The following is a 25,877-nucleotide window of genomic DNA, read 5'->3' as shown; positions in this document are numbered from 1 at the left end:
ATGATTATATATGCACTTTGTTGCAGAAAAACTATATACTTTCTTCAATTCACCAGTTGTTCAATTAATGCCAAAATCATAAATTGAGTATGCATACCTTAAAAGATATACATACCCGAAATTAAAATCTATAGACTAGGAATAGTTATATGTTTGAGAGTTAGAAAGTAAAGTAGTCAATGTGCCTTTTTATTCTAAGGAATTAGATTTCTTAATTCTTGCAGGTATTCCCATTGCTACAGTTCCACTGGGTATATCTTTTGTTACAACAGACCCAGCTCCAATTACTGAATTCTCTCCAACTATCACTCCAGGTAAAAAAATAGAATTTCCTCCTATTCTACATCCCTTCTTAATACAAGGTCCTGATGTTTTGTCTAATTGCTTTCCACTCAAACGCATTTCATTATCATTAGTAAAAATTACACCTGCACTAATAAACACATCATCCTCCACAATTAAGTAAGATCCTAAACATGCATTATCGATAATTTTTGTTCTTTTTCCAATAGTAACACTATGATTTACTGCTACATGTCTTCCTAATGTGGTATAGTCATCTATTTTACATTCTTCACGTATACTACAATAGTCACATAGTAAAACATTATTACCTATCACAGTCCCCACATATACTACAGCTCCTACACCTATGGAACAATTTTTTCCTATTACTAGATTTGAATAATCATCTTTTAATTTATGAACCAAGTTACCAGCAGATCTAGGTGGTCTTCCAAGTACGGCATTATCAAATATTTCTGTATTGTCACCTATTATAGTATTATCATATATAGTAACATTGTTATGAATAACAACATTTTCACCTATAATACAGTTTTTTCCTATATTGAAATTATTTCCTACTTTTGCAGTTTTACTTATCATTTTCCCACCTCTTATATTACCCTTAAGTAACATTAAATTTAGTTACTCTAGATAATTATGAATCTTAATAATTTCGTATAATTCCTTCAAAGTGTAAATTTTATAATTATTCTTATTAACAAATTTAAATAAATTGATTAAAAAATCTCTAATACCTAATCCTGCATATTTCAATTTTTTAAAATCTTCATAAGTTAATGAATTCCATTCTTTAGAAGATAAAAGATTTTTTACTTTTTGAGCGTATGAAAAATTGGGAGAATTTAAGACCATATGCATTGGGTGAATATTTATCACCATTAACCCGGCAGAACTAAATAATTTTTTTTCAACGGAATTAAAGTTTAAACTTTTCTCATGTAGTAAATATGCTCCATCTTCAAAATAGACTGGAAATCTTATTAGTCCCGACCTGTGTATAAAGGGATTAACTTTTTGAAAACGTGTACATAGATTAGAATCATAACGAAGTCCAAGTCCATAAAAAGCGTCAGTTATGTCATTAACATCATAATATCGATGTGATCTGAAACACTCTGCATTTGGTAACAGATGCATACAGTAATTAATTACTTCAGTATATGAATTACCATGGCTACTGCCGCTAATAAAGTTAGGATGAATACCTGCATTAATACTACCGCCTTCTAGTAGACTATATAAAAACTTACTTGGATGTGTTAAGAAATAAGTAGGTCTTATTTTATGTTGTTCCAATATACTGTGACAATACTTTATGGCATCCTCTGAAGCCCAGTCTACGTCAACAGTAAAAGAAAATATTGGTTCACTTCCCCATATATCACATATATTATTATTTGATTTTTTATCTACAGCCACAATTACTCCACCTACTTTGTAATTAATTTACTTATACTAAGTAGTAACACTATATATTATGAAATTATGCATTTAGTGGTTACTTTTATAGACATATCCCACCCAATATGATAAAAGTAGTATCTTTTCACCAATATATCAGCAAATATCATAGTACATAGTACAATATTTAGTCATAAATCATATATATATATAATACTGTTAGGCTTAGAAAAATGTATCACCATAAGTATTATAAGGATCCTAATCTTTCTTAAAAAAGCAAGAAATTCTAAAAAATTGAGTATTTTAAAAAGACCATTAATTTATGGAGGAAGATATAGAATGAATAAAATATGCGTAATAGGTCTTGGTTATATTGGATTACCTACTTGTGCAGTTCTTGCATTAAGTGGATACCAAGTCGTTGGTGTAGATATAAATAAAGAAGTTATTAAAACAATAAATAGAGGAGAAATTCATATTGGAGAACCAAACTTAAATCAAATTATAAAAGATATGGTAAGTAAAAAACGCATAATTGCAAAAATGAATCCGGAAAAAGCTGATGCCTTTATGATAGATGTACCAACTCCCCTAAGAGAAGATAAAACTTGTGACCTAAGTTATGTCATATCAGCAGTAAATTCGATTATCCCATATTTAAACAAAGGTAATTTAGTAATTATTGAATCTACAATTCCTCCAAATACAACAGAGGAAGTTATTCGACCAATTATAGAAAAAGCTGGTTTTAATGTGGGAATAGATGTTTACTTAGCCCATTGTCCAGAAAGAGTATTGCCTACGAAAATTATGGAAGAAATAATTTTTAATAATAGAATAATTGGTGGATATACTTCAACTTGTGCCGAAAAAGCAGAAGAAATTTATATCAATTTTGTAAAAGGTAAAATACTAAAAACAGATATAAAGACTGCTGAAATGTCAAAGGTAGTTGAAAATGTATTTAGAGATGTAAATATAGCTTTATCCAATGAGTTAGCAAAAATATGTGATAGACTTAATGTTGATGTCCATAAAGTAATAGAATTGGCAAATAACCATCCTCGAGTTAACGTACATCATCCTGGTCCCGGAGTAGGGGGACATTGTATAGCTGTAGACCCACATTTTATCATTAAGAAATGTCCTGATTTAGCAAAGATAATTTCTTTAGCAAGAGATATAAATAATAGTATGCCTAGTTATGTAGTATCAAAAGTAAATCAATTACTTGATGGAATAAAGAGTCCTAAAATAGCAGTTTGGGGAATTACTTATAAAGGAAACATTGACGATGTAAGAGAAAGTCCTGCACTAGATATTATTAATCTTCTTAAAGAAAATCATTATATAGTAACTATTTATGACCCCTATGTGAACAATAAAAATATTGAAATTCTATCAATTAATGATTCTGTAAAAGATGCTGATATGATTTTAATATTAACCGATCATGATATCTTTAGAGAATTAAATTATTATAAATTTATAAAAAATATGAGAACTCCCATAGTATTTGATACAAAAAATATTATAAATACAGATGATTATGATTCCCAATATATTAAAGTAGTTAACTTTGGCAATTTACATTAGGCCCATAGTTATTTCTAGAAAGAAAGTGAGGGAATGATTCGTTGAATAACATAAATAAATTAAAAGTAGTCTCAATTTTAGATGAATTTAGTTATGAATGCTTAAAATATGAATGTAATCTTATTCAATTAGATATAGAAAAATGGAAATATCAATTGATTAATGAAGATCCAGATTTCCTCTTTGTTGAATCTGCATGGTTAGGAAAAGAAGGTAGATGGAGACATACAGTTACTGGAGAAAACAATAGAATGGAAGATCTGATAAATGCATGCAATGACATGAATATTCCTACTGTTTTTTGGAATAAGGAAGATCCTATATTTTTTGAAAATTTCATTAAAACGGCAAAACATTTTGATTATGTATTTACAACGGATGAAGGATGTATAGAAAGATATAAAAAAATATTAGGACATAATAATGTATATGTATTGCTCTTTGCTGCACAGCCCAAATTGCATAATCCAATAGATAAAGGTAAAAATCCACTTGGAAAAGTTGCTTTTGCAGGAACTTGGCATAAAAAACATTCTCAAAGAGAAAAGAATATGGAAATGTTATTAAAACCAGCCTTGCAGTATGGGTTGCATATCTATGACCGAATGTATTATAGTAGGTTTAAATATCGTTATGGATTCCCAGATTTGTATCAGCCATATATTAAGAAACCTATTCCTTATTTGAAAATAGCTTCAATATATAAAAAATATTATATATTTTTAAATGTTAATTTTATCAAAAGTAGCATTACTATGTTTTCAAGGAGAGTATTTGAATTACTAGCATGTGGAACGAATGTTATTAGTAGTTATTCAATAGGAATAGAAAAAATGTTTTCAAATATTGTTACGCTATGTAAGACAGAGGAAGATGTAAAAAAATATTTAAAATTTTTACTTTATCATAAAGAATTAAGAGATCGATTATCAATACGAGGGCAAAGAGAAGTATTTAAAAAACATACTTATAGACATAGAATGGAAACTATTTTGGAAAAAATGGGTTTAGGCTATAAAAAGAGAGAAATACCAGGTGTATCTATTATTGCTTGTATCAATAGTCCAAACAAAATAGAAAATGTATTTTCAAATTTTGAAAGACAAAATTATAAAAAGAAAGAATTAATTATTATTTTAAACAATAATTCTATGAAGGTGGAAGAATGGAAGAAACCCTATGATCATGTAAAAGTATTCATAATGAATGAACGAAAATCATTAGGTGAATGTTTTAATTTTGCCATAAACAAGGCAAGGTATCCTTATATATCTAAGTTTGAAGATGATGACTACTATGCTCCAGAATTTTTAGGTGACTTAATGGATGCTTTTGAGTATACAGATGCACATATTGTTGGTAAACAAACATACTACTCTTATGTGGAAGGAAGTAAGACCTTAGCAATTAGATTTCCTAATTTGGAAAATCAATACGTCAATTCACTATGTGAGTCAGCTTTTATTATGAAGAAAGAAATATGGAAACAAATAAAATTTACGGATATGACTGTTAGGACTGTTAAAATATTTTTTGAAGATTGTATTAAAAGTGGGAAAAAACTATACTCAGTAGATAGATTTAACTATGTATATATGAAATCTCCCCTAATAAATGAATATATTTCTAAAATAGAAGATGAAGAATTTTTAAGGAAATGTAAAATTATTAGAAATATAGATAACTATATAAAACATATAACAGTATAAAATTAAAAATCCATAATATTTTAAAGGTATTAGATCATAGATAAAGCCCATGATTAATTTCATGGGCTTCTAATTGATTTTTATTTCTTTTATATAGTCTCTAATGCCACTGTATTAGCTTTTTCAATAGCTGCCTTAGCTAGTATTTCAGTAGGGTCTATAGTATCTTCAACTAAATTAAACTTTTGAAAGATAAGAGGTAATTCTGTACAACCAAGAATTATCTTCTTTGCCCCTCTAGATAAAGCATCATTTTTAAAATCATACAAATCATCACGAGTATAGTCAAATGTTCCATTTTTATAATCGTAAATCATATCCATAACCTTTTGCTTAAGAGTAACTGTAGGCTCTATAAGTTCAATATTACGAGCTTTGAAAGCTTCTTTGTAGATCATGGATTTATAAGTACCTTTAGTAGCTAAAAGATAGACCTTTCCATTCTCTTCCATATTATTAGAAACATGGTTTGCCGTTTCTTCTATCATATGGATAAAGATAACATCCTTATCCATAATTAAATCCTCAATAGTTTCATAAACATCATCATAAAAATAATGGGCTGTATTACACGGCATTATAATAATATTTGCCCCAATTGATATTAAATTTCTAGCAGACGATGAAATTTCACTGGTTGGATTTTCACCACCACTTAAAATATAAGTGGATCGATCTGGTATGGATGTATTATTATCTATAACTATATGAAGGTGACTTTGATCTGAATCGGCAGGGGTATTATGAACAATTTTTTTGAATAAATCAATGGTGGCCATTGGCCCCATACCACCTACAATGCCTACTGTCTTTTTCATAGGATCACCATTACTTACTAGATATTTCAGAACTAGTAGGTTCTAAGTTGTTTTCTGTAGATGCAACAACTACTGCACATGATGCGTCACCTATTACATTAACAGATGTTCTTGCCATATCTAGTATTCTATCAATACCTGCAATTAGAACAAGACCTTCAAGAGGTAATCCTACTGACTGTAATACAAGAGTTAACATTATGAATCCACCACCAGGTACGCCAGCTGTTCCGATAGAACCTAATGTGGCAGTTAATATGATAGTTGCCATTTGAGCAAGGGTTAATTCTACTCCATATACTTGTGCTATAAATAGTGCACATACACCTTGATATAACGCTGTACCATCCATATTTATAGTGGCGCCTAAAGGAAGAACGAAACTTGTGATTTTTTCTGAAACTCCTAAATTTTCACGAGTTGATTTAATTGTTACAGGTAGTGTTCCTGATGAACTTGTTGTACTAAAGGCTGTAATTGCAGCTGGGGCAATTCCCTTAAAGAATTTTATTGGGCTTATATTGGCAAAGATTTTTACAGCTGTTGAATATACTAAAACTGCATGTAATACACAACCAATATAAACTGCTAAAATTACCATACTAAGTGGTTTTAATACATCTATTCCATATTGAGATACTACAGGAACAATTAATGCAAAGATTCCATAAGGAGCAAGTTCCATAATAAAGGCTGTAATCTTATACATGATTTCTGCAAGACTATCAAAGAAGTTAACAAAAGGTTTAGATTTATCCTCCGAAACGGCAGTACATCCCACACCTAAGAATAAAGCAAAAGTAATAACTTGAAGTATATTTCCATCAACTAATCCCTTTAGAGGATTTTTAGGAATAATATTAAGTAATGTAGAAACAACGGAAGGAGCTTCTTTAGCAGCCTGTTCTGCGCCTACAGGAATAGTGAGTCCAGCACCTGGGTTCATTACTTTACCTAAAAATAATCCAATAGAAACGGCAACAGCTGTTGTTACTAAATAATAAATAACCGTTTTTCCACCAATTCTACCAAGAGATTTTACGTCTCCAATACTTGCAGCACCTACAATTAGTGATGAAAATACTAATGGTACAATAATCATTTTAATCATGTTAATGAATAACGTACCAAATGGCTTTATGTATGTCTGAGCCACATCTGGTGTACCTTGCATTAATAAACCAACAAGAATACCAATAATAAGTCCAAGAAAGATTTTCGTAGTTAATTTCATTTTTTTCATATCTTCATTCCCTTCTAAATATTTTTTGTCTATTATATTTTGTTAATATAAAAATACATTCTTTCAGACGGAAAAAGACAGAAAAAGACTACTACAGACTTATTATTTTCTGACTATTTTAAATTTTGTTTATTCACACACATTATTTAAGATTACAATACTGCTTTCAATGAATTTTCTTATATTAATTTTTCCTTGTTCCTGGGATCGACCTTTTAAATAATTCATCTGTTTACGTAATTCATTAAAATCAAATATTTGAGCACTGTAATTTTCAAAGACGGGATTTAGATAATCTTCCACACCAAGGGAAGCCATAGTGTTAAATGCCTTTGTAATAGTACGCCGTATCCGTTGCTCAATTGCATATAACTGACTTTTATCCTCAGGATTTTCCACAAGGGATTTGTACATATCTGAAAGCCTATATTTATTACCATTTAACTCAAGAACCCACATAAGAGCATTAATAAGATCTTCACAACCACTTTCTCCTATAATACCTAACTTACTATAAAGCCTTTTGATTTTTTCATGCCTACTAATAGGTCTTTTTCTAGATTCAAAGGTTGATAAATAATTAAGGTTTGTAAATGCTTCCCTAAAGTAATCTATAGTATTTTCCATCATTAAATATTTTTTAGCCTTGTTTATTACGGCCATGACTTCTATAACATTTATAGGCTTATTAATAAAAAATTCAATATGATTATTATATGCCTTTGCAATCATATTTTTATCAGAAACCTCTGAAATCATAATAATTACAGGTAAATATACACTTTGAATTTCTCTAATGACTTCAAGACCATCCTTATCGGGAAGTAGGTAATCAAGCAAAACAATATCTGGTTTAAGTTTAATTATTTCTTCTATTGCTTTATTACCTGTAGTGGCCATGCCAGTAAAGGAGCCTGGGTAATGTTCATCTATTAAGTTATTTAAAACATTTACTATACTTATATCATCATCTACAACGTAAATTGAATGTATCATTTGATAGACCTCCACCAACTTTTACATAAGGTATTTCCACAATAAATTCTGTAAAATTACCTAACTCAGACCTTACACTAATATGACCTTCAAAATGTTTTTTTACAATTTGTTCCACATGTGTTAAACCAATACCACTAGACATTTCTCCTGTGACTTTATCATATTTAGTTGAGTATCCAGCTCCAAATATGGCATCTAATTTATCTTCTCTTATACCTACTCCATTATCTTTAACCCTAAATCTAATTAAATCATCTGTGTAAAGACAATCAATATAAACATGTCCATAGTTATGAATTGCATCTATGCTATTAATGGTTAAATTATTTAAGATAGATATAATTGGATAATATTCCTTTAAGGTAAATAAAGTATTATAGTCAACTGTTACAATTATTTTCTTATGTTGCTTTTGTGCAATTTTAACCATGTTATCTTTAATGATAAAGAGTATATCCCTATTACTCATATAGTTAATTGGACTTTTCATAGTAAAAGCCGATTCCATACCAGCTATAACTCGAAGATAATCCTTTTTTACCTCATGTATATCCTTTGCAATTTTAAGAAGTGGTCCCTTTAAATCTGGGTCATTGACCTTCTGATAATATTCATGGAGGAAGGATACTGTGCTTTCTATTTCGCTTCTTGATTTCTTTAAGAAAAAAAGTTCTGTTTTTAATCGTGATGTAAATAGGACTAGTTCTTTATAATACTTTTCTTTTTGATCTATTTTAAATCGACTCACATAGTAATTACTCAACCAATAAACCATATAAGTCACAATGGTTCTTAACCCTCCCATTATGATGATGGCCATAACAATCTTATCAAAGGGGCCTGATGTCCAAACCTTACGAAAGCAGGCTTCAATTAAGTTTGAAAAGGAATCACAAACCCATAGACTCAGCATGAAATTAAGGGGTCTATTAGACATGGCTCGTACTTCTAATAGACGAAAGAGTAATCCAAAGGGGATATAGAAGGCAATTACAGGTATATATATCATGGCCACATCGCTTAAAGTTAAGTTGCCGCTACTTAGATATGTAATCATACCCCTAAAGGCAAACATTAAAAATCCTACCAATGTGCAAATAAGAAGTTCGTTATAATCCTTAAAATATAATAGAAATAAAGACAATACAACAACAGCTAAAGATAACCTAAAACCGTAAGTATAAGGGCTTATATAGATTTGCCCCATGAAAACTGTTAAAATGCACATGGCAAATATATTTTCAATTTTCCGTCGATTTGCTTTAATAACATCCAAAGTATCACTCCTCAATTCAGTTTTATTATTATCTTTTTTCATTATTATACTATAATAGTACCAAAACACTTCAATAAATTTCTAGTTACACAAAATAAAAACATATTTGTGTAAAACTTCTTGGGAAAACCAACTAGACCTAAGACAAAAAATACGTTAGAAATGGAATCTGATTCCTAATTTCTAACGTATTTTTCTTGGAATGTTTAAATATTTATTTCTTAATTTGTTCAATTCTCTGTCTTGATATGATTCTTTCAATTATGTATTTAAAGAATAGTGCAATTATTATATAAATAGGAAAAGAATATATAGATTTCCAATTATTATTCTCATATATATTTAACCATGCCAAAACAGGTTCTCCAATAAAAGAAAAGATAAAAGACATGCCTGTAGCAGCAATTAAAAATTTTATCCATTTGGGGAAATATTGATATAATAACATATAACCTACAGGGAAAACTGACAAATTAGCAGGAACCATAGGCGGTACTCCTGGCTCTAACATAGTAGGATATCCCCAAAGAACAAAAGTAGCACCAAGTACATCTAAGACTGTTGTTAATATTGATATAAAAGATCCATATAACAATATTTCTGTTAGTCGTGATTTATTCACAAGCTTCCACCATATTATCCAAGGAGCTATAGTTAAAAACACAATTATCCACCAGCCGAATGAAAACAAATCATGATGAAACCAATATGATAAATTGGCATCTCTTAACTTTATGCGAAGTTCTACTATATGCTCCCAAGAAGGATATTGACTGTTCATTATTAACCTCCATACAATTATTTATTATATCCTGTTGTCTAAAAGCTCTACTTTAAGATTTTTAAAGGTATATCAAATAATAATAAAGTACCAAGAGCTAATACAATGGATATAGGCCAAACCAAAAGGGGTTTTTTATAGTGAAGAATCAATAGGGGGAAAGCAATACAATAAAGTATAGCTGACCACCAAATACTCCATCCATTGTGATAAGAAAAGTAACCTAGAGAATAGGAAATATACTCTAATATTGAACAAATAAACACACAGATTCCTATATAAATTATTTGATTCATAAATCCATCCGGATAATGTGGTAAAAAAACTAAAACAAAAGAAGGAAAAGCTATAGATAGTACTAGTAAATCACTAAATGTGTGTGTAAAAATTGGAGACTCATATATCCAAAGGGGATTATTACATGTTAAAAAGTTATAGGCCAAATCACCAATAGCAAAATATAAGATTGTAGGATAATATAATTTCCAATTTTTCAAATCTCCCCACTTGAAAGCAACTATCATAAATAAAAGAGAAACGATTATATGCATTATTATACCGCCCTTGTTTGTTCTAAAATGTCATTTTTATTTTACCAATTTTGTTACTTATATATACTTTATAAATGTATGACAAAGGTCAGTTAAATCATTAGGTTTTTTATCCAATAAAAAAATCTTTTATCTAATAGATAAAAGATTATGATTACTTTACTTTTCAATGGGCCTATCCTCATTTTATTAATGTAGAATAGTATTTTTTATATTATATTCCAAAGTTTATAGCATAAGAAAAATAAACTATAATAAATAATCCTATAAGTGATAATATTAATTCTGATGGATTAATATTATTATCTTCAGGTGATAGTTCATTTTCTAAGTCATATTTTAAATTATCCCAAAAGCTATGGAAATCTAATATTTCCTTATATCCATTTAGTCGAAGAACTAAACCATCTCCAACAAGCATACTATCATCTAATTTAAAATTAATATTAGTGTCATCTACTTTATAGGATGAATAAGTATCATTATCCCTAACTAAATTTAATTTATGCTTTTTAAAATTTTCATTTAATATATCTATGACTATATCTTTAGGTATATTATATATGCGAAGTGTTTTTACCCTAAGGCGATTAGATATAGTGACTAATGCCATAATAACTACAAATCCTAGTAAAAATCTGTAGTCTACAGAACTGAAATCACTAGGGTCAGTAATGAGCTTCTCGAATTGAAACAATGTTACAATTAGTGCAAATAAAGCTGTAACAAGGGGAGAATCCTCTATTAAGTAGTATCCCATATATCGTTGTAAACTTCTAGAAAGACCTTGTATTGAATAAATAATTACAGATATAAATAATGGAATTAAGCCCAAGTTAAATACCTCCTATAAAATCACTTTATCCAAATTATACCGAAAAACCTGGTGTGTGTAAAAAATCCTAATTTATTATATACTAAAATTTCAATGGAACATTTTCCAAAAAATCTTTATAATAAAGACTTTTTTATAATATAATTTATTTGGGGTTAAATATGAAAGATTATTAAGGGGAAAGTAGGTGGCCTATTGATGGAATTGAATTCACATAGATTAAGATTAGTACCACTAACTTTAAAGGAATTAGAGAATAGTCTTGTAGATAAGGAATTGGTAGAAAGAAAAGCTGGACTGAAATCTAATGGACAACTAAGCAATCTCATGAGAATTGTATATAAAATAAAAATAAATAATATAAAAAAAGATCCTAAAAACTATCTGTTCTACACCTACTGGCAAATAATATTGAAAGAAGAAAATCGTGTCGTAGGAAGGGTAGGATTTAAGCATATACCAGATAAGGATGGTAAGATAGAAGTTGGGTATGGCATGGAAGAAGAATATAGAGGGAAATCCTATATGACAGAGGCACTAAATACTATTATTAAATGGGCATTTGAACAGGAAGAGACAAAATCCGTATTTGCAGTTACACAAAAACATAATGTGCCTTCTCAAAGGGTACTTTTAAAGGTAGGAATGGACTTGTATGAGGAAGATGAAAAGTTTTATAAATGGATATTAGAAAAAAATTAATATGGTCATATGGGAGTGAATGTTATTTGAAAGGAACAGTGAAAAAAATAGTTTTATTATTTTGTATGGTAGTATTATTTACATCTTGTGGAGTCAGTTCTGAAAATACTTTTAAAGATAATAGGGATATTGAAACACAGATATATGATTATTTAGATGAAAATAAAATGACTAGTATAAGTGAAGTAGAATTAGTACATAGTAGAATTACTCTTTTTAAAAGAAAAAAAGAACGAGGAGTAGCAAGATTCATATTAAATAAGGAAAATAAAGAAATTAAATATATAAACGTGGACACGGTTGTACCAGAAGATAAAGAAGATAAATTAATATATTTTCAATTCAAGGATATGGACCGTACCCATTTTGTTGTATTCATATTAGATGAAGAATTATTAAAAAGAGCTACAGATGTGAGGATTGATTTTCATGAAAAGGGAGAAAATGATCCCATAGGAATTCAAATATCCCTTAATGGAGAAGGGGTTTTAATAGATAATATATCTAGGAGAGGAACTAATAGAATTATTAAAAAAATTAGTTTGTTAGAAGATGGAAAAGAAATTTATTCTGAAGAAAATTAAATTATAAAATAACATATAGGCAATTTGGGATAAAATAGATATAATAGTAGGTATTGAAAAAGAATAGATAGGATGGAATTATGAGCAGAGAAATTATATTAAAAGTTAAATCAAAATTTGCAGACAAATTTAAAAATGGATATCCATTAATTTTTAAGGAAGCATTAATAAATGGAAATGATTTGAAAAATGAAGGTGAAATAATAAAGCTTGTGACAGAAAAAAACAAGTTTATAGGAAGAGGATATTACGGAAAACAAAACAAAGGGCTAGGTTGGGTTTTAACTACTAAGGAAAATGAAAAGATAGATATTAAATTCTTTGAAAAGAAACTAGTATCAGCTTTAAATAAAAGGGTATCCTTTTATAGTAGTAAAAATACTACGGCATTTAGGGTATTCAATGGAGAAGGAGATGGAATTGGAGGCTTTACTGTTGAATATTTTGATGGGTACTATCTTATAAATTGGTATAGTAAAGGAATATATAAGTTTAGAGATGAAGTAATAAATTCTTTAAAGAAATTAGTTGAATTTAAAGGAATATATGAAAAGAAGAGATTTGATACATCAGGTAAATACATAGAAGATAATGATTTTGTAATGGGTGAAAAGGCAGAAAATCCTATTATAGTTAAGGAAAATGGTGTAAATTTTGCTATATACCTTAATGAGGGAGCCATGGTAGGAGTGTTTTTAGACCAAAGGGATGTGAGAAGGACTATTAGGGATAAATATGCAAAGGGAAAGACTGTTCTTAATACTTTTTCTTATACGGGGGCATTTTCCATATTTGCAGCCCTAGGGGGAGCTAAAAAAACTACTAGTGTGGATTTGGCTAATAGGAGTTTAAGTAAGACCATAGAGCATTTTTCCATAAATAATATAGATTATGAAGCTGAAGACATAGTAGTAGAAGATGTATTTAACTATTTTAAATATGCTGTTAAAAAGGAATTGAAATTTGATATGGTAATCCTAGATCCACCAAGCTTTGCAAAATCTAAAAAGTTTAAATTTAGTGCGTCAAAGGATTACAAGGATTTATTAAAGGAAGCCATAGCCATAACAGAGAATAATGGAGTAATAGTGGCATCTACCAATTGTAGTACCTTTGATATGAAAAAGTTTAAAGGATTTATAGAAACTGCATTTAAAGAAATGAAGGGAAAATATAAAATATTAGAACAATTCTCCCTACCTTCAGATTTCAGAGTAAATAAAAACTTTAAAGAGGGTAATTATTTAAAGGTAGCTTTTATTAAAAAGTTAAAATAAGCTAAAAACATGGATTAATTTGTCCATGTTTTTTTGTTTTATTAGGGAATCATAAATAAAAAGGGCATATTATTTTTGATAGTCTAATATAGCATAATAAAAGGATAAAGAGGTGGGATTGTATATGAAGCCTACTATAGGATTGACTACATATCATGTTAATGCTCATGAACATTTAAATGGAAGGGTAAGGGGAATGGTTGATCAAAATATGCTAATGAGTACTATGGATTATTCAGAATGTGTTAAGAGGGCTGGAGGAATTCCTGTAGCTATTCCACTTATTATGGATGATGATTACATAGAAGCCATAGTAGATAAGATGGATGGATTTTTATTTACAGGAGGATCTGATATACATCCAAAACATTATGATGAAGAACTCCATAAAAATATAGATCATATCAATACCAAAAGGGATATGTTTGAACTGAAATTATTAAAAGCCGTATTAAAAAGAGATAAACCTATATTAGGAATTTGTAGAGGTTGTCAATTGATTAATGTACACTTTGGAGGAAATCTATATCAAGACATATATAGTCAATTGGATACAGATTTGAAACATATGTCTAACATATTACCTAGATATGAAGTAAGTCACAAGATAAAAATAGTAGAAGATAGCAGTTTATATGAGGCATTTGGTCAAAAAGAAATATGGGTTAACAGTGTTCATCATCAATCATTAAAGAAGTTAGGAAAAGGCATAAAAAAGATTGCTTGGGCCAGTGACAATATAATAGAAGCAATAGAGCATAAGGGTTATAAGTTTGTGCTAGGAGTACAATGGCATCCTGAAATGATGTCAAAGGTTCATAGGAAGCAATTAGAAGTATTTAAATTATTAATAAATAAATCAATCTAATAACTTTTATTGTTAAATCATATTATTATTAAATTATTTTTTGTCCATAAAGAAAGTCCCTATAAACTAGGGACTTTCTTTATGGTTTTATTTTAATGTATTTATTGCATCTGTAATTCTAGGAATTACTTGTTTCTTTCTAGAAACTACTCCTGAAGAGAATACTCCCTGTATATTATCCACATTAAAGGCTATAGGAATAATTTGCTTATTGTTAGATTCAAACAATAAATAAGATCCTTCATTAATAATATCCGTAGCTAGCAATAGGGTAAGGTGATAATCCTTAGCATGGTGTATGGAGTTTATAAATTCTAAAAATTCTTCTTTTTTATTTAATATGTCTTCAACGGCTAGAGTAAATACTTGTCCTACTCCCACTTTAAATCCTTCAATATCAAATTCTTTAAAGTCTTTAAAGAATATTTCCTCAATAGTTTGGCCCTCTAAAGAAGTACCTGCCTTAAACATGTTAGTGGAGAATTCCTCTAAATTTAAATTTAATATTTTATTTAATGCGTCTACTGCTTCTTTATCAAAGAAGGTAGTAGTAGGAGATTTAAAGAAAAGAGTATCAGATATGATACCTGATAACAATACGCCTGCAATAGTCTTAGGAATTTCTATATTGTTTTCCTTAAATAAACTATATACAACAGTACATGTACTACCTACCGGAATATTTCTAAAGTTAATTGGAGTAGTTGTAGCTATATCTCCTAATTTGTGATGGTCTACTATTTCAAGAATATTAGCTTCCTTTAAACCTTCAGCACTTTGTCCATATTCGTTATGATCTACAAGGATCACATTTTTACCTACAGGGCTTAATAAGTGTTTTCTACTTATGAAACCTTTGAATATATGGTTTTCATCTACTACAGGATAATTACTAAAATTAGTATTAACCATCTCATCTTTTATTTCTTCTGTATAATCTGTAAGCTTAAATTTTACAAGGTCTTTTCTTTTCATAATTGATGATACAAAATTACACTGATTTATTATTTTTGATGTAATATATGTATCCGTAGGCACTGAAATTATAGGAATATTTCTTTTCTTTCCATCTTCTATGTATTCTGCTGGAATCTCTTGATTGCCAGTAATGATTAACAGTTGTACATTAGATTCTAATGAATATTCTATAATGTCATATCTATCTCCAACTATAACTATAGTATTTGAAGATAATCTTCCCTTTAAACTTTCATAGTAGAAGGCCGCAACTAATATGTTTCCATCTAAAATTCTCTCATCTCCCGTAATAATAGTTCCATCTAATCCCTTTGCCACATTAGACAAGGTTGTATTTAAATGATAAAAGTTTCCCTTTATGGAAGATACGGCTATATCATACATGGTAGTTATACCTAGTAACTTTCCATCTTCATTTATAATAGGTAGAGTTTTTAATTTATTATCTTGCATACTCTTATAAGCTGTTAAGATTGATGCCTCTGGATAAAGGCCTGTCACTTTTTTTAAATTTAAATCTTCTAATTGGGTTTTTACATTGTCTATATAAATTGGTTCATCCACATTAAAATAGTCTAATACATATTTTGATTCCTTATTAATAGACCCTAATACACAAGGGATAGAGTTAAGACCTAATTGATTTTTTAAATGGGAAAAGGCAATGGCCGAAGTTATTGAATCTGTATCAGGGTTTTTGTGACCAAACACTAATGCTGACATTTGAATCCCTCCTTTTAGTGATTAAATTATTATACCAAAAGTGTAAACACTATTTAAAGGATAAAATTTAAATTTATAGAATAATTCTATGAAGAAGAATTTATTTTAAGATCTAACTTAGGAGGAGATAAGCATGAAGATAATAGATTTGAGAAGTGATACGGTAACAAAACCAACTAGCAAAATGAGAGAAGCCATGTTTAAGGCCATAGTTGGGGATGATGTATATGAAGATGATCCTACGGTGAAAGAGCTAGAAAAATATGCAGCAAAATTAGTGGGCAAAGAGGCAGCTTTGTTTGTACCAAGTGGAACCTTTGGAAATCAATTATCTTTATTTACCCATTGTAAAAGGGGAGATGAGGTAATATTAGGAGATGATTGTCATATAGTTGCCCATGAAGTAGGAGCTGCATCTGTAATAGCAGGGGTTCAATTGAGAACTGTAGATACGGATGGTGGTATAATGGATCCTCTTAGAATTGAAAGAAAGATAAGAAAAGAGGATGATATACATTTCCCTCATACAGGATTAATATGTATGGAAAATGCCCATTCCGTAGGAAAGGTTGTACCAATAGATAATATGAAAGAAATCTATGAAATTGCTAAGAAATATGAGATACCTGTACACTTAGATGGAGCTAGAGTTTTTAATGCGGCAGCTAGTTTAGGAGTAGAGGTAATAGACATTACAAAATATTGTGATTCTGTAATGTTTTGTCTATCAAAGGGATTATGTGCTCCTGTAGGATCCATATTAGCTGGAAGTAAAGACTTTATATTAAAGGCAAGGAAAAATAGGAAATTAATGGGTGGAGGATTAAGGCAAGTAGGCTTTTTAGCATCTGCAGGCCTTGTGGCATTAAAGGAAATGGTTAAAAGAATTGATGAAGACCATGAAAATGCCAAATATTTAGGAAAAAAACTAAAGGAGATAACAGGTATAGAAGTTAATTTAGAGGAGATACATATAAACATGGTATTTTGTAATATGGAGAAAATTCACCATGATGTGGACGAATTTGTACAATATATGAGAGATAAAAATATATTAATAAATCCACCAGAAGATGGAATGTATAGATTTGTTACTAATTATTGGGTGAATAGGGAAGAACTAGATCATGTAATAGAGTCCATAAAAACATTTTTTCCTCAATAGAAGATAGTGTGATTCTAGGTGATAATTATGAAAAGAAAAATAATATACTCTTTTTTCTTAGGAGTTATAATCATATTATTAGGAATAAATATATATCTACAGAAAGAATTGGGTAGCAGCATATGGAAGGAAATATTTTCTTTAAATGAATTTACCCTAGAGGAAAAGAATTGGCTAAAGGAAAATAAGGTTATTATTTATGGGGGAGATAAGAATGCTCCCCCTCTTAGATTCTTAGATGAAGAAGACAATCAATATAAAGGAATTGTTATAGATTATATGAGAGCTTTATCTATAGAAATTGAAAAGGATATTAAGATAAAACCCTACGTATGGGATAAGGCCCTAGTAGCATTAAAAAATAAAGAAACTCAAATATGTGATATGTTTGAATCTAAAGAGAGAAGTAAACACTACTTATTTTCAGATCCCATATACAATATGAGGGGAGTAATATTAACTAGGGGAAATGAGAGAAACATTAAATCCTATTTAAATTTACCTAATAAAAGGGTGGCTGTTCCTCGGGGTGATTATGCCATAGAGTTCTTGAAAAAAAATACTAGGGGTATAACCTTTATATATACTAAGGATATAAATGAAGCTATTGAGCTTATACTTAATAATAAAGCAGATGCTGTTGTTGGGGATGAGCCTGTAATAAGCTATTTCGTGGAAAAATCCAGTAGAAAGAACATGTTAAAAATATTAGACAATCATATGTATGAAAATGAAACTGTATTAGCAGTAAATAAGAAAGATAAAATTCTACTCAATATAATAAATAAATCCATATATGCTTTAAGAAAAAAGGGTGTAATGGTAAAAATTCAGCAAAAATGGTTTGGTATATCAACTCCCATAGTTAAGGATGGTGTATTTAATAAAATAAAGTTGTTTTTATTCATATTTTCCATAATATTTTTAATGGCCATATATATATTGTGTATATGGAATAAAAATTTAAAGAGGGAAGTAAGGAAGCAAACTATAGAAATTTATAATAGTAAAAAGAATTTACAAACAATTTTTGATGGACTAACTAATTTTATGATAGTTATAGATGAGGAATTAATAATAAGGGACGTAAACAAGAGTTTATGCCAATTTGTCCATAAGGATAAGGACGAAATAATAAATAATGAGCTCATTTTATTTAAAGACAAATTATTTCCATATGATGAAGAATATTTAAAGGAAATTATAAATAAAAATGAAAATGTGGTTATGGAATATGAGTGGAAAAATAGAATATATGAGTTAAATACCTTTTTCCTAGAGGACAATGAAATTAGAATACTCATAATGATAAAGGATATAACAAAGGGGAAATTAAGTGAAAAAAAGATGCTACAGTCTAATAAGATGATGGCAGTAGGCCAGTTAGCTGCAGGGGTGGCCCATGAAATAAGAAACCCCTTAGGAGTCATTGTGAACTATCTTTATATATTAAAGAAGAATATAAAATATGAAGAAAAGATAGAAAGGGCCATAAACGTCATAGATGAGTCTGTTAATAGAGCAAGTAATATAATAGATAATTTACTCAATTTTTCTAGGATGACAAATATGGAAATAAGAAAGATAGAAATTAAAAAAATTATAGAGAATATAATCCAATTAGAAGAACTTATAATGAAAAAAAATAATATAAAAGGAAAGATAATAGGAAAGAGAAGTTATATATACATAAACGAAGAATCTATTAAGCACATATTGATAAATTTAATATCTAATAGTATTTATGCTATGAAAGATGGAGGAACCATAATTATAGATATTAAAACAACAAATGAAGATTTAATAATTAAATGTATAGACACGGGAAGTGGAATAAAGAAAGAGGATTTGGAGAACATATTTAATCCATTTTTTACAACAAAAGGACCCAATGAGGGTACTGGATTGGGACTTTATATAGTATATAATGAAGTGAAAAAAAATGGAGGAGACATACGCGTTAAAAGCAAAGTTGGAGAAGGAACTACTTTTAAAGTAAGGCTACCTTTAAGAGGTGATTGTAATGGATAAAGGTATGAACATATTAGTTGTAGATGATGAAAAAAATTATAGGGAAACTTTAAAAATAATACTAGAAGACGAGGGTTACAATGTTCATGAAGCTAAAGATGGGGAAGAGGCCCTATTTAAGGTTAAAAATAATGAGTATCATATAGTATTTAGTGATTTGAAAATGCCTAAGATGGATGGTATGGAACTACTAAGAGGAATAAAGTCAGTAAATGAAAGTACTAAGGTCATAATTATAACAGGATATGGAACTATAGAAAATGCCGTTTGTGCCATGAAAAGAGGGGCGGAAACCTATTTCATAAAGGGATGTAGTCCAAAAAAAATAATAGAAGAAATTAAATCAATAGAAAAGAACTTGAGAAATGAGAATATAGATAATAATCATATCCTTAAAAGTAAAAATAAGACATTTAATGATGTTCTAAGGATTTGTAAGAAAACTGCCGATAGGAATGTGAATATTTTACTACTAGGAGAATCAGGGGTAGGTAAGGATGTATTAGTAAATTATATTCACAATAATAGTAATAGAAAAGAAGGAAAACTTAGGGCTGTAAACTGCAATTCTTTTTCTGAAAATTTAATCGAATCTGAATTGTTTGGGTACCATAAGGGGGCCTTCACAGGTGCATTAAAGGATAGAATAGGGAAATTTGAGGCAGCTCATGGAAGCACTTTGTTTTTAGATGAAATAGGAGACCTGGGATTAAATACCCAAGTTAAAATTTTAAGAACTTTGGAAAATAAAGAAATAGAGAGAATTGGCAGTAATGAAACTATAAAAGTAGATTTTAGGTTAATATGTGCTACAAATAGAAATATTTACAGACTTATAGAAGAAAATAAATTTAGAAAGGACTTATTTTATAGGATAAGTACCATTGTTGTAGACATACCATCCTTAAGGGATAGAAGGGAAGATATAGAAGATTTTATTGAATTTTTCATTGGAAAAAGTGAGAAAAATATGGATAAAACCATACATAAGGTTGAAGATAGTCTCATGGAATTTTTATTAAATTATAATTACCCAGGAAATATAAGGGAACTTAAGAATATTATAGAGAGATTAGTAGTTTTGTCAGAAGATGGAATAATGAGAAAAAGAGATATATCCATAAGGGAAAGGTCAATAGAAGAATACAAAAGCTTAAAGGAATATAGAAAAAATTTAGAACAAGAATATATAACAGGAGTATTAAAGGCCCATGATTATAATGTGGCATATGCTGCAGAAAAATTGAACATAAGCAAAAGACAACTATTTAATAAAATAAAAGAATATAATATTGTGAGAAAGTGAAATCTATTTCATTAGGAGTGAAATAAATTTCAAATTTTCGGAATTTACAAAATGATGACACGACTTAACTTCTGTAAAATCATATGGTGCAGTAGGTCATACATATGGCATGATAATTGCTTTTTAGAATAATTAAAATGAAAAAGGAGGATATGTAATGAGTAAAGAAAAGCAATTATCATTTTATGGAGGTCCCTGGACTTCTTTCTTACCATTTTTCATCTTTTTATTTGTGGCCATCTATATTTCTGTATTAAAAGCACCTGATGTAAAGGGAATGTGGGTTGGTTCCATGGCTGGAATAATGATTACATTCTTTTTAGCTAAGGATAAGATTAAGTATTCAGAAACTGTCATAGAAGGTATGGCTGATAAGATTGCCATCATACCAATAGCCTGTTGGATCTTTGCTGGAGTATTTGCATCCGTATTAAGATCATCAGGACTAGTACAAGGTGTAATTTGGGGAGCTTATCATGTGGGAGCTAAAGGCATGGTATTTGTAATTATTACATTTTTATCTTCTGCACTATTTGCTACTGCTGCAGGAACTGGTTTTGGAACAATAGTGGCAGGTATGTCCGTATTATATCCAGCTGGAGTATTATTAGGAGCAAATCCAGTTATACTTGCAGGGGCTATTGTAGGAGGAGGAGCATTTGGGGATAATCTAGCTCCTGTATCGGATACAACCATATGTTCTGCAGCTAGCCAAGGAGCTGATGTGGGTGGCGTTGTAAAGTCCAGATTAAGATATTCCATTACGGCATCCATAATGACTTTAATAATAATAGTTATGTTTGGTGGTGGAGGAAGTGTATCTAATGTACCATATGAGACATTAGCTAGGTACATGAATCCAAAAGGACTCATAATGTTAATTCCAGCAGCTATTACCATTTATATTGCCATTAAAAAGGGAGATATTATATATGCTACAACTATAGGTACTATAGTATCTATTTGTATAGCCATACCTTTTGGGTTAAATAGTTTTTCAAATCTGTTCTATATAAAGGATGGAGCTGTAGGTGGAGTTTTAGTAAATGGCGTGGCTGGAATGATAGAAATATGTATATTGGCTTTACTCATATTATCCTGTGTACACATTATGAAAGCTGGTGGAGGAGATAAGAAATTATTAGAATTGGCAGAAAAGTTCGTAAAAACTGTAGCTGCAGTGGAAGCATCAATAGCATTACTAGTAAGTATAATGTCAGCTATTATGGGACTTAATGCACCTCCGATTTTAGCCATAGGAACATCCTATGCTAAGCCCTTAGGTGAAAAATACAAAATTCATCCCTATAGAAGGGCTAATCTATTAGATGCAACGGCTTGTACCCTAGCCTATTCCTTACCTTGGACTCCAGCTTTATTATTGGCCCAGTCCTTGGCAAAGGAGGCTAGTGGACAATTTGGAGATTTAGTACCAGCTTTAACTCCTACACAAATGGCACCATGGATTATATATTGTTGGGCTTTACTAGTAGTAATTGGTTTTTCCATAGTAACAGGATGGGGACGTACATTTGTTGGTGAAAACAATGAACCTGTAAAGGCATTATCTAAATAAAAAGACAGAAAAGAGGGGGAGCATGACAGTTAACAAAAGAATTAGAGATTATGAAATTAATATTGGCAGATTAAAGCCAGGTAAGAATAATTTAATAACAGATGTTTTAGGAGTAAAAGTAGGGAATTATACATTAAATGATGATCACATTCAAACAGGGGTCACGGCCATAGTTCCCCATGAAGGAAATCTTTTTAAAGAAAAATTAGTGGCAGCCACATATGTTATAAATGGATTTGGAAAAAGTACAGGACTTATGCAAATAAATGAACTAGGAACTTTAGAAACACCCATAATACTAACCAATACCCTTAGTGTGGGAATTGGATTTGACTCCTTAGTAAAATACATGTTAAGGGAGAATGAAGATATAGGAGTTTCAACAGGAACTATAAATCCTATTGTATGTGAATGTAATGATGGATATTTAAATGATATAAGAGGTGGATATATAACTGAAAAACATGTAATAGGTGCTTTAGAAAAGGCAGATGAATTATTTGAAGAAGGATCAGTAGGAGCTGGTAGAGGCATGTCTGCCTATAAGCTAAAGGGAGGAATAGGTTCATCTTCTAGAGTGTTTATGTTAGGACATATGGAATATACAATAGGAGCTTTGGTTTTATCCAATATGGGTGAAAAAAGGGATTTAACAATAGAGGGTTATAATGTTGGAGAAAAAATATATGAACTGGAAAAATCTCAGGAGGATGGAGATAAGGGATCTATAATTATGATAATTGCCACAGATGTGCCCCTATCTTCTAGGCAATTAAGGAGAATCTGTAAAAGGGCAGGCGTTGGACTTAGTAAAACAGGATCTCTATTTGGAAATGGTAGTGGAGATATAGTAATAGGTTTTAGTACAGCCAATAAAATACATCATTATGAAAAAGATCATATAGTGGATATTAAAGTAATAAATGAAGATAAAATAGACATATTATTTAGAGCCTGTGCTGAAAGTGTAGAAGAAGCTATCATAAACTCCATGATATGTGCTGAAACTGTAAAAGGAAGAGATGGGAATTACAGAGAAGGCCTTAGAAACTATATGGATTTCATGAAATAGGGGGATAAGAGAATGAGAAAAAATATTGGTATACTAGGTGGAATGGGACCTATGGCTACGGCAAGTTTATTTAAAAAAATAATAAGTTTTACAGATGCAGATTGTGATCAAGATCATGTTAGAATATTTATAGATAATAATACTTATATTCCAGATAGGACTGATTATATAACGGGACATGGAGAAGATCCACGACCATATTTAATAGAATCGGCTGAAAAATTAGAACAGATGGGGGCAGATTGTATAATAATGCCTTGTAATACGGCCCACTATTTTTATTCGGACATAGTAAAGGCCATAGATATTGAGTTTATACACATGATAGAAGAGACTATTAAAAATATAGTAGAAACTTATCCTGGAGAAAAGAACATAGGGTTACTTTCTACTGAGGGCACGTCTAAATCGGGCATATATGATGAAATAGCCATAGCTTACGAACTTAATTTAGTTAAACCCCATGGTATATATCAGGAATATGTTACAGACTTGATTTATGGAATTAAAGCTGGAGAAGAGGATTACCATGTTAAAAAAATTTATGAAACTATAAATCATATGAAAACTGAAGGTGTTAATGTATTTATACTAGGATGCACAGAATTGTCCATTGCACAGGAAATGTATAATTTAGAAGGTGTTTATGTGGATCCTATGGACGTATTAGCTAAAAGTGCCATAAAGTTTGCTTTTTCAGAAATGGAATTAGCTTAAGTTTAAGACAGTCTTCCTAAAATGGGAAGACTGTCTTTTATTTTGAAATGTGTTTTTAAATATATTATTAATTGATAGGGAAATGATTCCAGAGTTAAATTGGGGAAATTTCCTATAATATGATACGGAATAAATGGAATTATAATATTAGATATTATTTTGAATTATGGGTATTAATGAATGGAATGTAAAATACCTTTAATAGGGAGAAAGGTTTTAATCTTCAAATTGTTATCAATTGAGAATGGAAGTTAATAGATCAAATGGAAAAAAATAGTATACAAAAGACTTGTAAGAGTATATAATATAATAATGTTATGTCATTTGAGAATGGGAGAGAATTAAAAAATGTTAAATGATGGGGAAAGAATAAAATTAGGAAATAAGGTACTTGCCATTACAATTGCCTTAAACGTATTGTTGACAATTATAAAAGTTATAGGAGGACTTTGGGGAAATAGTAGCGCTATGGTAGCCGATGGTTTACACTCATTGAGTGATGTAATAACTTCTATGGGTATTATAATTAGTTTATTTATTTCGTCTAAACCTAGGGATGAAGAACATCCATATGGCCATGAAAAGGCAGAATCCATAGCATCTTTTTTATTGGCTTTAGTATTAGCTACAACAGGAGCACAAATAGGTTATCACAGTATTAATACCATAATACATAAAACTTATGCTCAGCCTGAGTTCTATACTATAATAGTTGCAATAATATCCGTATTAATAAAGGAATATCAATATAGAATTACTATAAGTGCTGCTAAAAAGATAAATAGTAATGCCATGATGTCAGATGCTTGGCATCATAGGTCCGATGCCTTCTCATCCATAGCCGCCTTAATTGGTATAATAGGATCAAGATTAGGGTATAGTTATTTAGATCCTTTGGCCGGAATAATAGTATCTGTAATAGTTGTAAAGGTAGGAATTGAACTTTTATTACAGGCAGTACATGAACTAATGGACGGAAGTATAGGTGAAGAAGAAATAGAACAAATAAAAGATAAGGTTAAGGAAATTAAAGGTGTAAGAGATATAAATCAGCTTAGGGGAAGAAAGCATGGGTCTAAGGCTAATCTAGACATAAATATATGTGTTGATCCGAATATTACCGTGTATGAAGGCCATAGGATAGGAGATATTGCCCAGAAAGATATAAAGGATAATTTTGCTAATATAAATGAAATAATAGTTCATATTGATCCATGTATCCATAAGGGATCCTATGAATGTAAACAATGCAAAAGAAGAAAGGTTTAAGAAGGCATATGGTATTATAAAAATATAACAGAAAAAGAGATGCTTTTATGGCATCTCTTTTTCTGTTATATTATAGAATGAAGAATAA

General features: G+C 29.9%; 23 protein-coding genes. 13 read left to right on the top strand and 10 right to left on the bottom strand.

The genetic code is table 11. The features are described from left to right. Positions 1 to 189: 189 nt before the first annotated feature. The gene (locus tag CCE28_RS10205; protein WP_176461763.1) at positions 190 to 888 is read right to left on the bottom strand and encodes an acyltransferase; all 699 of its coding nucleotides are present in this window, start codon (positions 886 to 888) and stop codon (positions 190 to 192) included. Positions 889 to 930: 42 nt separating this feature from the next. Then, on the bottom strand, positions 931 to 1,728 hold the full coding sequence (locus CCE28_RS10200) for a polysaccharide deacetylase WbmS family protein (protein ID WP_095133577.1): 798 nt from the start codon (positions 1,726 to 1,728) through the stop codon (positions 931 to 933). A 324-nt stretch (positions 1,729 to 2,052) separates the two neighbouring features. Between CCE28_RS10200 and CCE28_RS10195 the strand changes: the two genes are divergently transcribed. Together CCE28_RS10195 and CCE28_RS10190 are read left to right on the top strand one after the other, a co-directional pair. Then, entirely contained in the window at positions 2,053 to 3,309 is a 1,257-nt protein-coding gene (locus CCE28_RS10195) for a nucleotide sugar dehydrogenase (RefSeq protein WP_095133575.1), read from the top strand. 41 nt (positions 3,310 to 3,350) lie between these two features. Then, positions 3,351 to 5,018 (top strand): glycosyltransferase family protein, encoded by a 1,668-nt coding sequence (locus tag CCE28_RS10190; protein ID WP_095133573.1) that lies wholly within the window; start codon positions 3,351 to 3,353, stop codon positions 5,016 to 5,018. Positions 5,019 to 5,107: 89 nt separating this feature from the next. Here the strand turns inward: CCE28_RS10190 and cuyB (CCE28_RS10185) are convergent, their stop codons facing one another. The 7 genes from cuyB (CCE28_RS10185) to CCE28_RS10155 form a co-directional block, all read right to left on the bottom strand. Then, a complete protein-coding gene (cuyB, locus tag CCE28_RS10185) occupies positions 5,108 to 5,836 on the bottom strand; it encodes a cysteate racemase (protein ID WP_095133572.1) in 729 nt (242 codons plus the stop codon). A 10-nt stretch (positions 5,837 to 5,846) separates the two neighbouring features. Continuing rightward, a complete protein-coding gene (locus CCE28_RS10180) occupies positions 5,847 to 7,079 on the bottom strand; it encodes a dicarboxylate/amino acid:cation symporter (RefSeq protein WP_095133570.1) in 1,233 nt (410 codons plus the stop codon). 129 nt (positions 7,080 to 7,208) lie between these two features. Continuing rightward, the gene (locus tag CCE28_RS10175) at positions 7,209 to 8,075 is read right to left on the bottom strand and encodes a response regulator (protein ID WP_207652882.1); all 867 of its coding nucleotides are present in this window, start codon (positions 8,073 to 8,075) and stop codon (positions 7,209 to 7,211) included. Next, positions 8,047 to 9,354, bottom strand: coding sequence for an ATP-binding protein (locus CCE28_RS10170; RefSeq protein ID WP_176461762.1), 1,308 nt, complete (start codon positions 9,352 to 9,354; stop codon positions 8,047 to 8,049). Before CCE28_RS10170 ends, CCE28_RS10175 begins: the two co-directional genes overlap by 29 nt. A gap of 214 nt (positions 9,355 to 9,568) precedes the next feature. Continuing rightward, positions 9,569 to 10,135 carry a CBO0543 family protein gene (locus CCE28_RS10165; protein ID WP_095133566.1) on the bottom strand — a complete coding sequence of 189 codons (567 nt, stop codon included), beginning with the start codon at positions 10,133 to 10,135 and terminating at the stop codon, positions 9,569 to 9,571. Positions 10,136 to 10,182: 47 nt separating this feature from the next. After that, positions 10,183 to 10,659, bottom strand: a complete 477-nt coding sequence (locus CCE28_RS23020; protein ID WP_408607027.1) for a CBO0543 family protein — start codon at positions 10,657 to 10,659, stop codon at positions 10,183 to 10,185. A 241-nt stretch (positions 10,660 to 10,900) separates the two neighbouring features. Further along, a complete protein-coding gene (locus CCE28_RS10155) occupies positions 10,901 to 11,521 on the bottom strand; it encodes a hypothetical protein (RefSeq protein WP_095133562.1) in 621 nt (206 codons plus the stop codon). 198 nt (positions 11,522 to 11,719) lie between these two features. Here CCE28_RS10155 and CCE28_RS10150 point away from each other — a divergent pair, with 198 nt between their 5' ends. The 4 genes from CCE28_RS10150 to CCE28_RS10135 all read left to right on the top strand — a co-directional run bounded on the left by CCE28_RS10150 (position 11,720) and on the right by CCE28_RS10135 (position 14,952). Then, positions 11,720 to 12,223: a GNAT family N-acetyltransferase gene (locus CCE28_RS10150; RefSeq protein ID WP_095133560.1), complete on the top strand. Its 504-nt coding sequence runs from the start codon at positions 11,720 to 11,722 to the stop codon at positions 12,221 to 12,223. Between the two features lie 26 nt (positions 12,224 to 12,249). Further along, positions 12,250 to 12,807, top strand: coding sequence for a hypothetical protein (locus CCE28_RS10145; RefSeq protein WP_141228346.1), 558 nt, complete (start codon positions 12,250 to 12,252; stop codon positions 12,805 to 12,807). 80 nt (positions 12,808 to 12,887) lie between these two features. Then, entirely contained in the window at positions 12,888 to 14,084 is a 1,197-nt protein-coding gene (locus tag CCE28_RS10140; protein ID WP_095133556.1) for a class I SAM-dependent rRNA methyltransferase, read from the top strand. Positions 14,085 to 14,208: 124 nt separating this feature from the next. Next, positions 14,209 to 14,952 carry a gamma-glutamyl-gamma-aminobutyrate hydrolase family protein gene (locus CCE28_RS10135; RefSeq protein WP_095133554.1) on the top strand — a complete coding sequence of 248 codons (744 nt, stop codon included), beginning with the start codon at positions 14,209 to 14,211 and terminating at the stop codon, positions 14,950 to 14,952. Between the two features lie 87 nt (positions 14,953 to 15,039). Here CCE28_RS10135 and CCE28_RS10130 read toward each other — a convergent pair whose 3' ends face one another. Continuing rightward, positions 15,040 to 16,653, bottom strand: coding sequence for a putative manganese-dependent inorganic diphosphatase (locus tag CCE28_RS10130; RefSeq protein WP_095133552.1), 1,614 nt, complete (start codon positions 16,651 to 16,653; stop codon positions 15,040 to 15,042). A gap of 133 nt (positions 16,654 to 16,786) precedes the next feature. Here CCE28_RS10130 and ltaE point away from each other — a divergent pair, with 133 nt between their 5' ends. From ltaE to CCE28_RS10095, 7 genes are all read left to right on the top strand, one after another. Next, entirely contained in the window at positions 16,787 to 17,818 is a 1,032-nt protein-coding gene (gene ltaE, locus CCE28_RS10125) for a low-specificity L-threonine aldolase (protein WP_095133550.1), read from the top strand. Positions 17,819 to 17,845: 27 nt separating this feature from the next. Then, positions 17,846 to 19,849 (top strand): ATP-binding protein, encoded by a 2,004-nt coding sequence (locus tag CCE28_RS10120; protein ID WP_095133548.1) that lies wholly within the window; start codon positions 17,846 to 17,848, stop codon positions 19,847 to 19,849. Beyond that, the gene (locus CCE28_RS10115; protein WP_242972954.1) at positions 19,842 to 21,155 is read left to right on the top strand and encodes a sigma-54-dependent transcriptional regulator; all 1,314 of its coding nucleotides are present in this window, start codon (positions 19,842 to 19,844) and stop codon (positions 21,153 to 21,155) included. Before CCE28_RS10120 ends, CCE28_RS10115 begins: the two co-directional genes overlap by 8 nt. Positions 21,156 to 21,312: 157 nt before the next feature. Next, the gene (locus CCE28_RS10110; RefSeq protein ID WP_095133546.1) at positions 21,313 to 22,731 is read left to right on the top strand and encodes a Na+/H+ antiporter NhaC family protein; all 1,419 of its coding nucleotides are present in this window, start codon (positions 21,313 to 21,315) and stop codon (positions 22,729 to 22,731) included. A 22-nt stretch (positions 22,732 to 22,753) separates the two neighbouring features. After that, positions 22,754 to 23,803 carry a DmpA family aminopeptidase gene (locus CCE28_RS10105; protein ID WP_095133544.1) on the top strand — a complete coding sequence of 350 codons (1,050 nt, stop codon included), beginning with the start codon at positions 22,754 to 22,756 and terminating at the stop codon, positions 23,801 to 23,803. 12 nt (positions 23,804 to 23,815) lie between these two features. Then, on the top strand, positions 23,816 to 24,520 hold the full coding sequence (gene cuyB / locus CCE28_RS10100) for a cysteate racemase (RefSeq protein ID WP_095133542.1): 705 nt from the start codon (positions 23,816 to 23,818) through the stop codon (positions 24,518 to 24,520). A gap of 348 nt (positions 24,521 to 24,868) precedes the next feature. Then, the gene (locus tag CCE28_RS10095; protein WP_095133540.1) at positions 24,869 to 25,789 is read left to right on the top strand and encodes a cation diffusion facilitator family transporter; all 921 of its coding nucleotides are present in this window, start codon (positions 24,869 to 24,871) and stop codon (positions 25,787 to 25,789) included. The last annotated feature ends 88 nt before the right edge of the window (positions 25,790 to 25,877 follow it).

Origin of the sequence: Anaeromicrobium sediminis, assembly GCF_002270055.1 — a bacterium.
Taxonomy (GTDB): Bacteria; Bacillota; Clostridia; order Peptostreptococcales; family Thermotaleaceae; genus Anaeromicrobium; species Anaeromicrobium sediminis.
The sequence above is the reverse complement of the archived record's forward strand: the minus strand, read 5'-3'. Positions and strand labels throughout refer to the sequence as shown.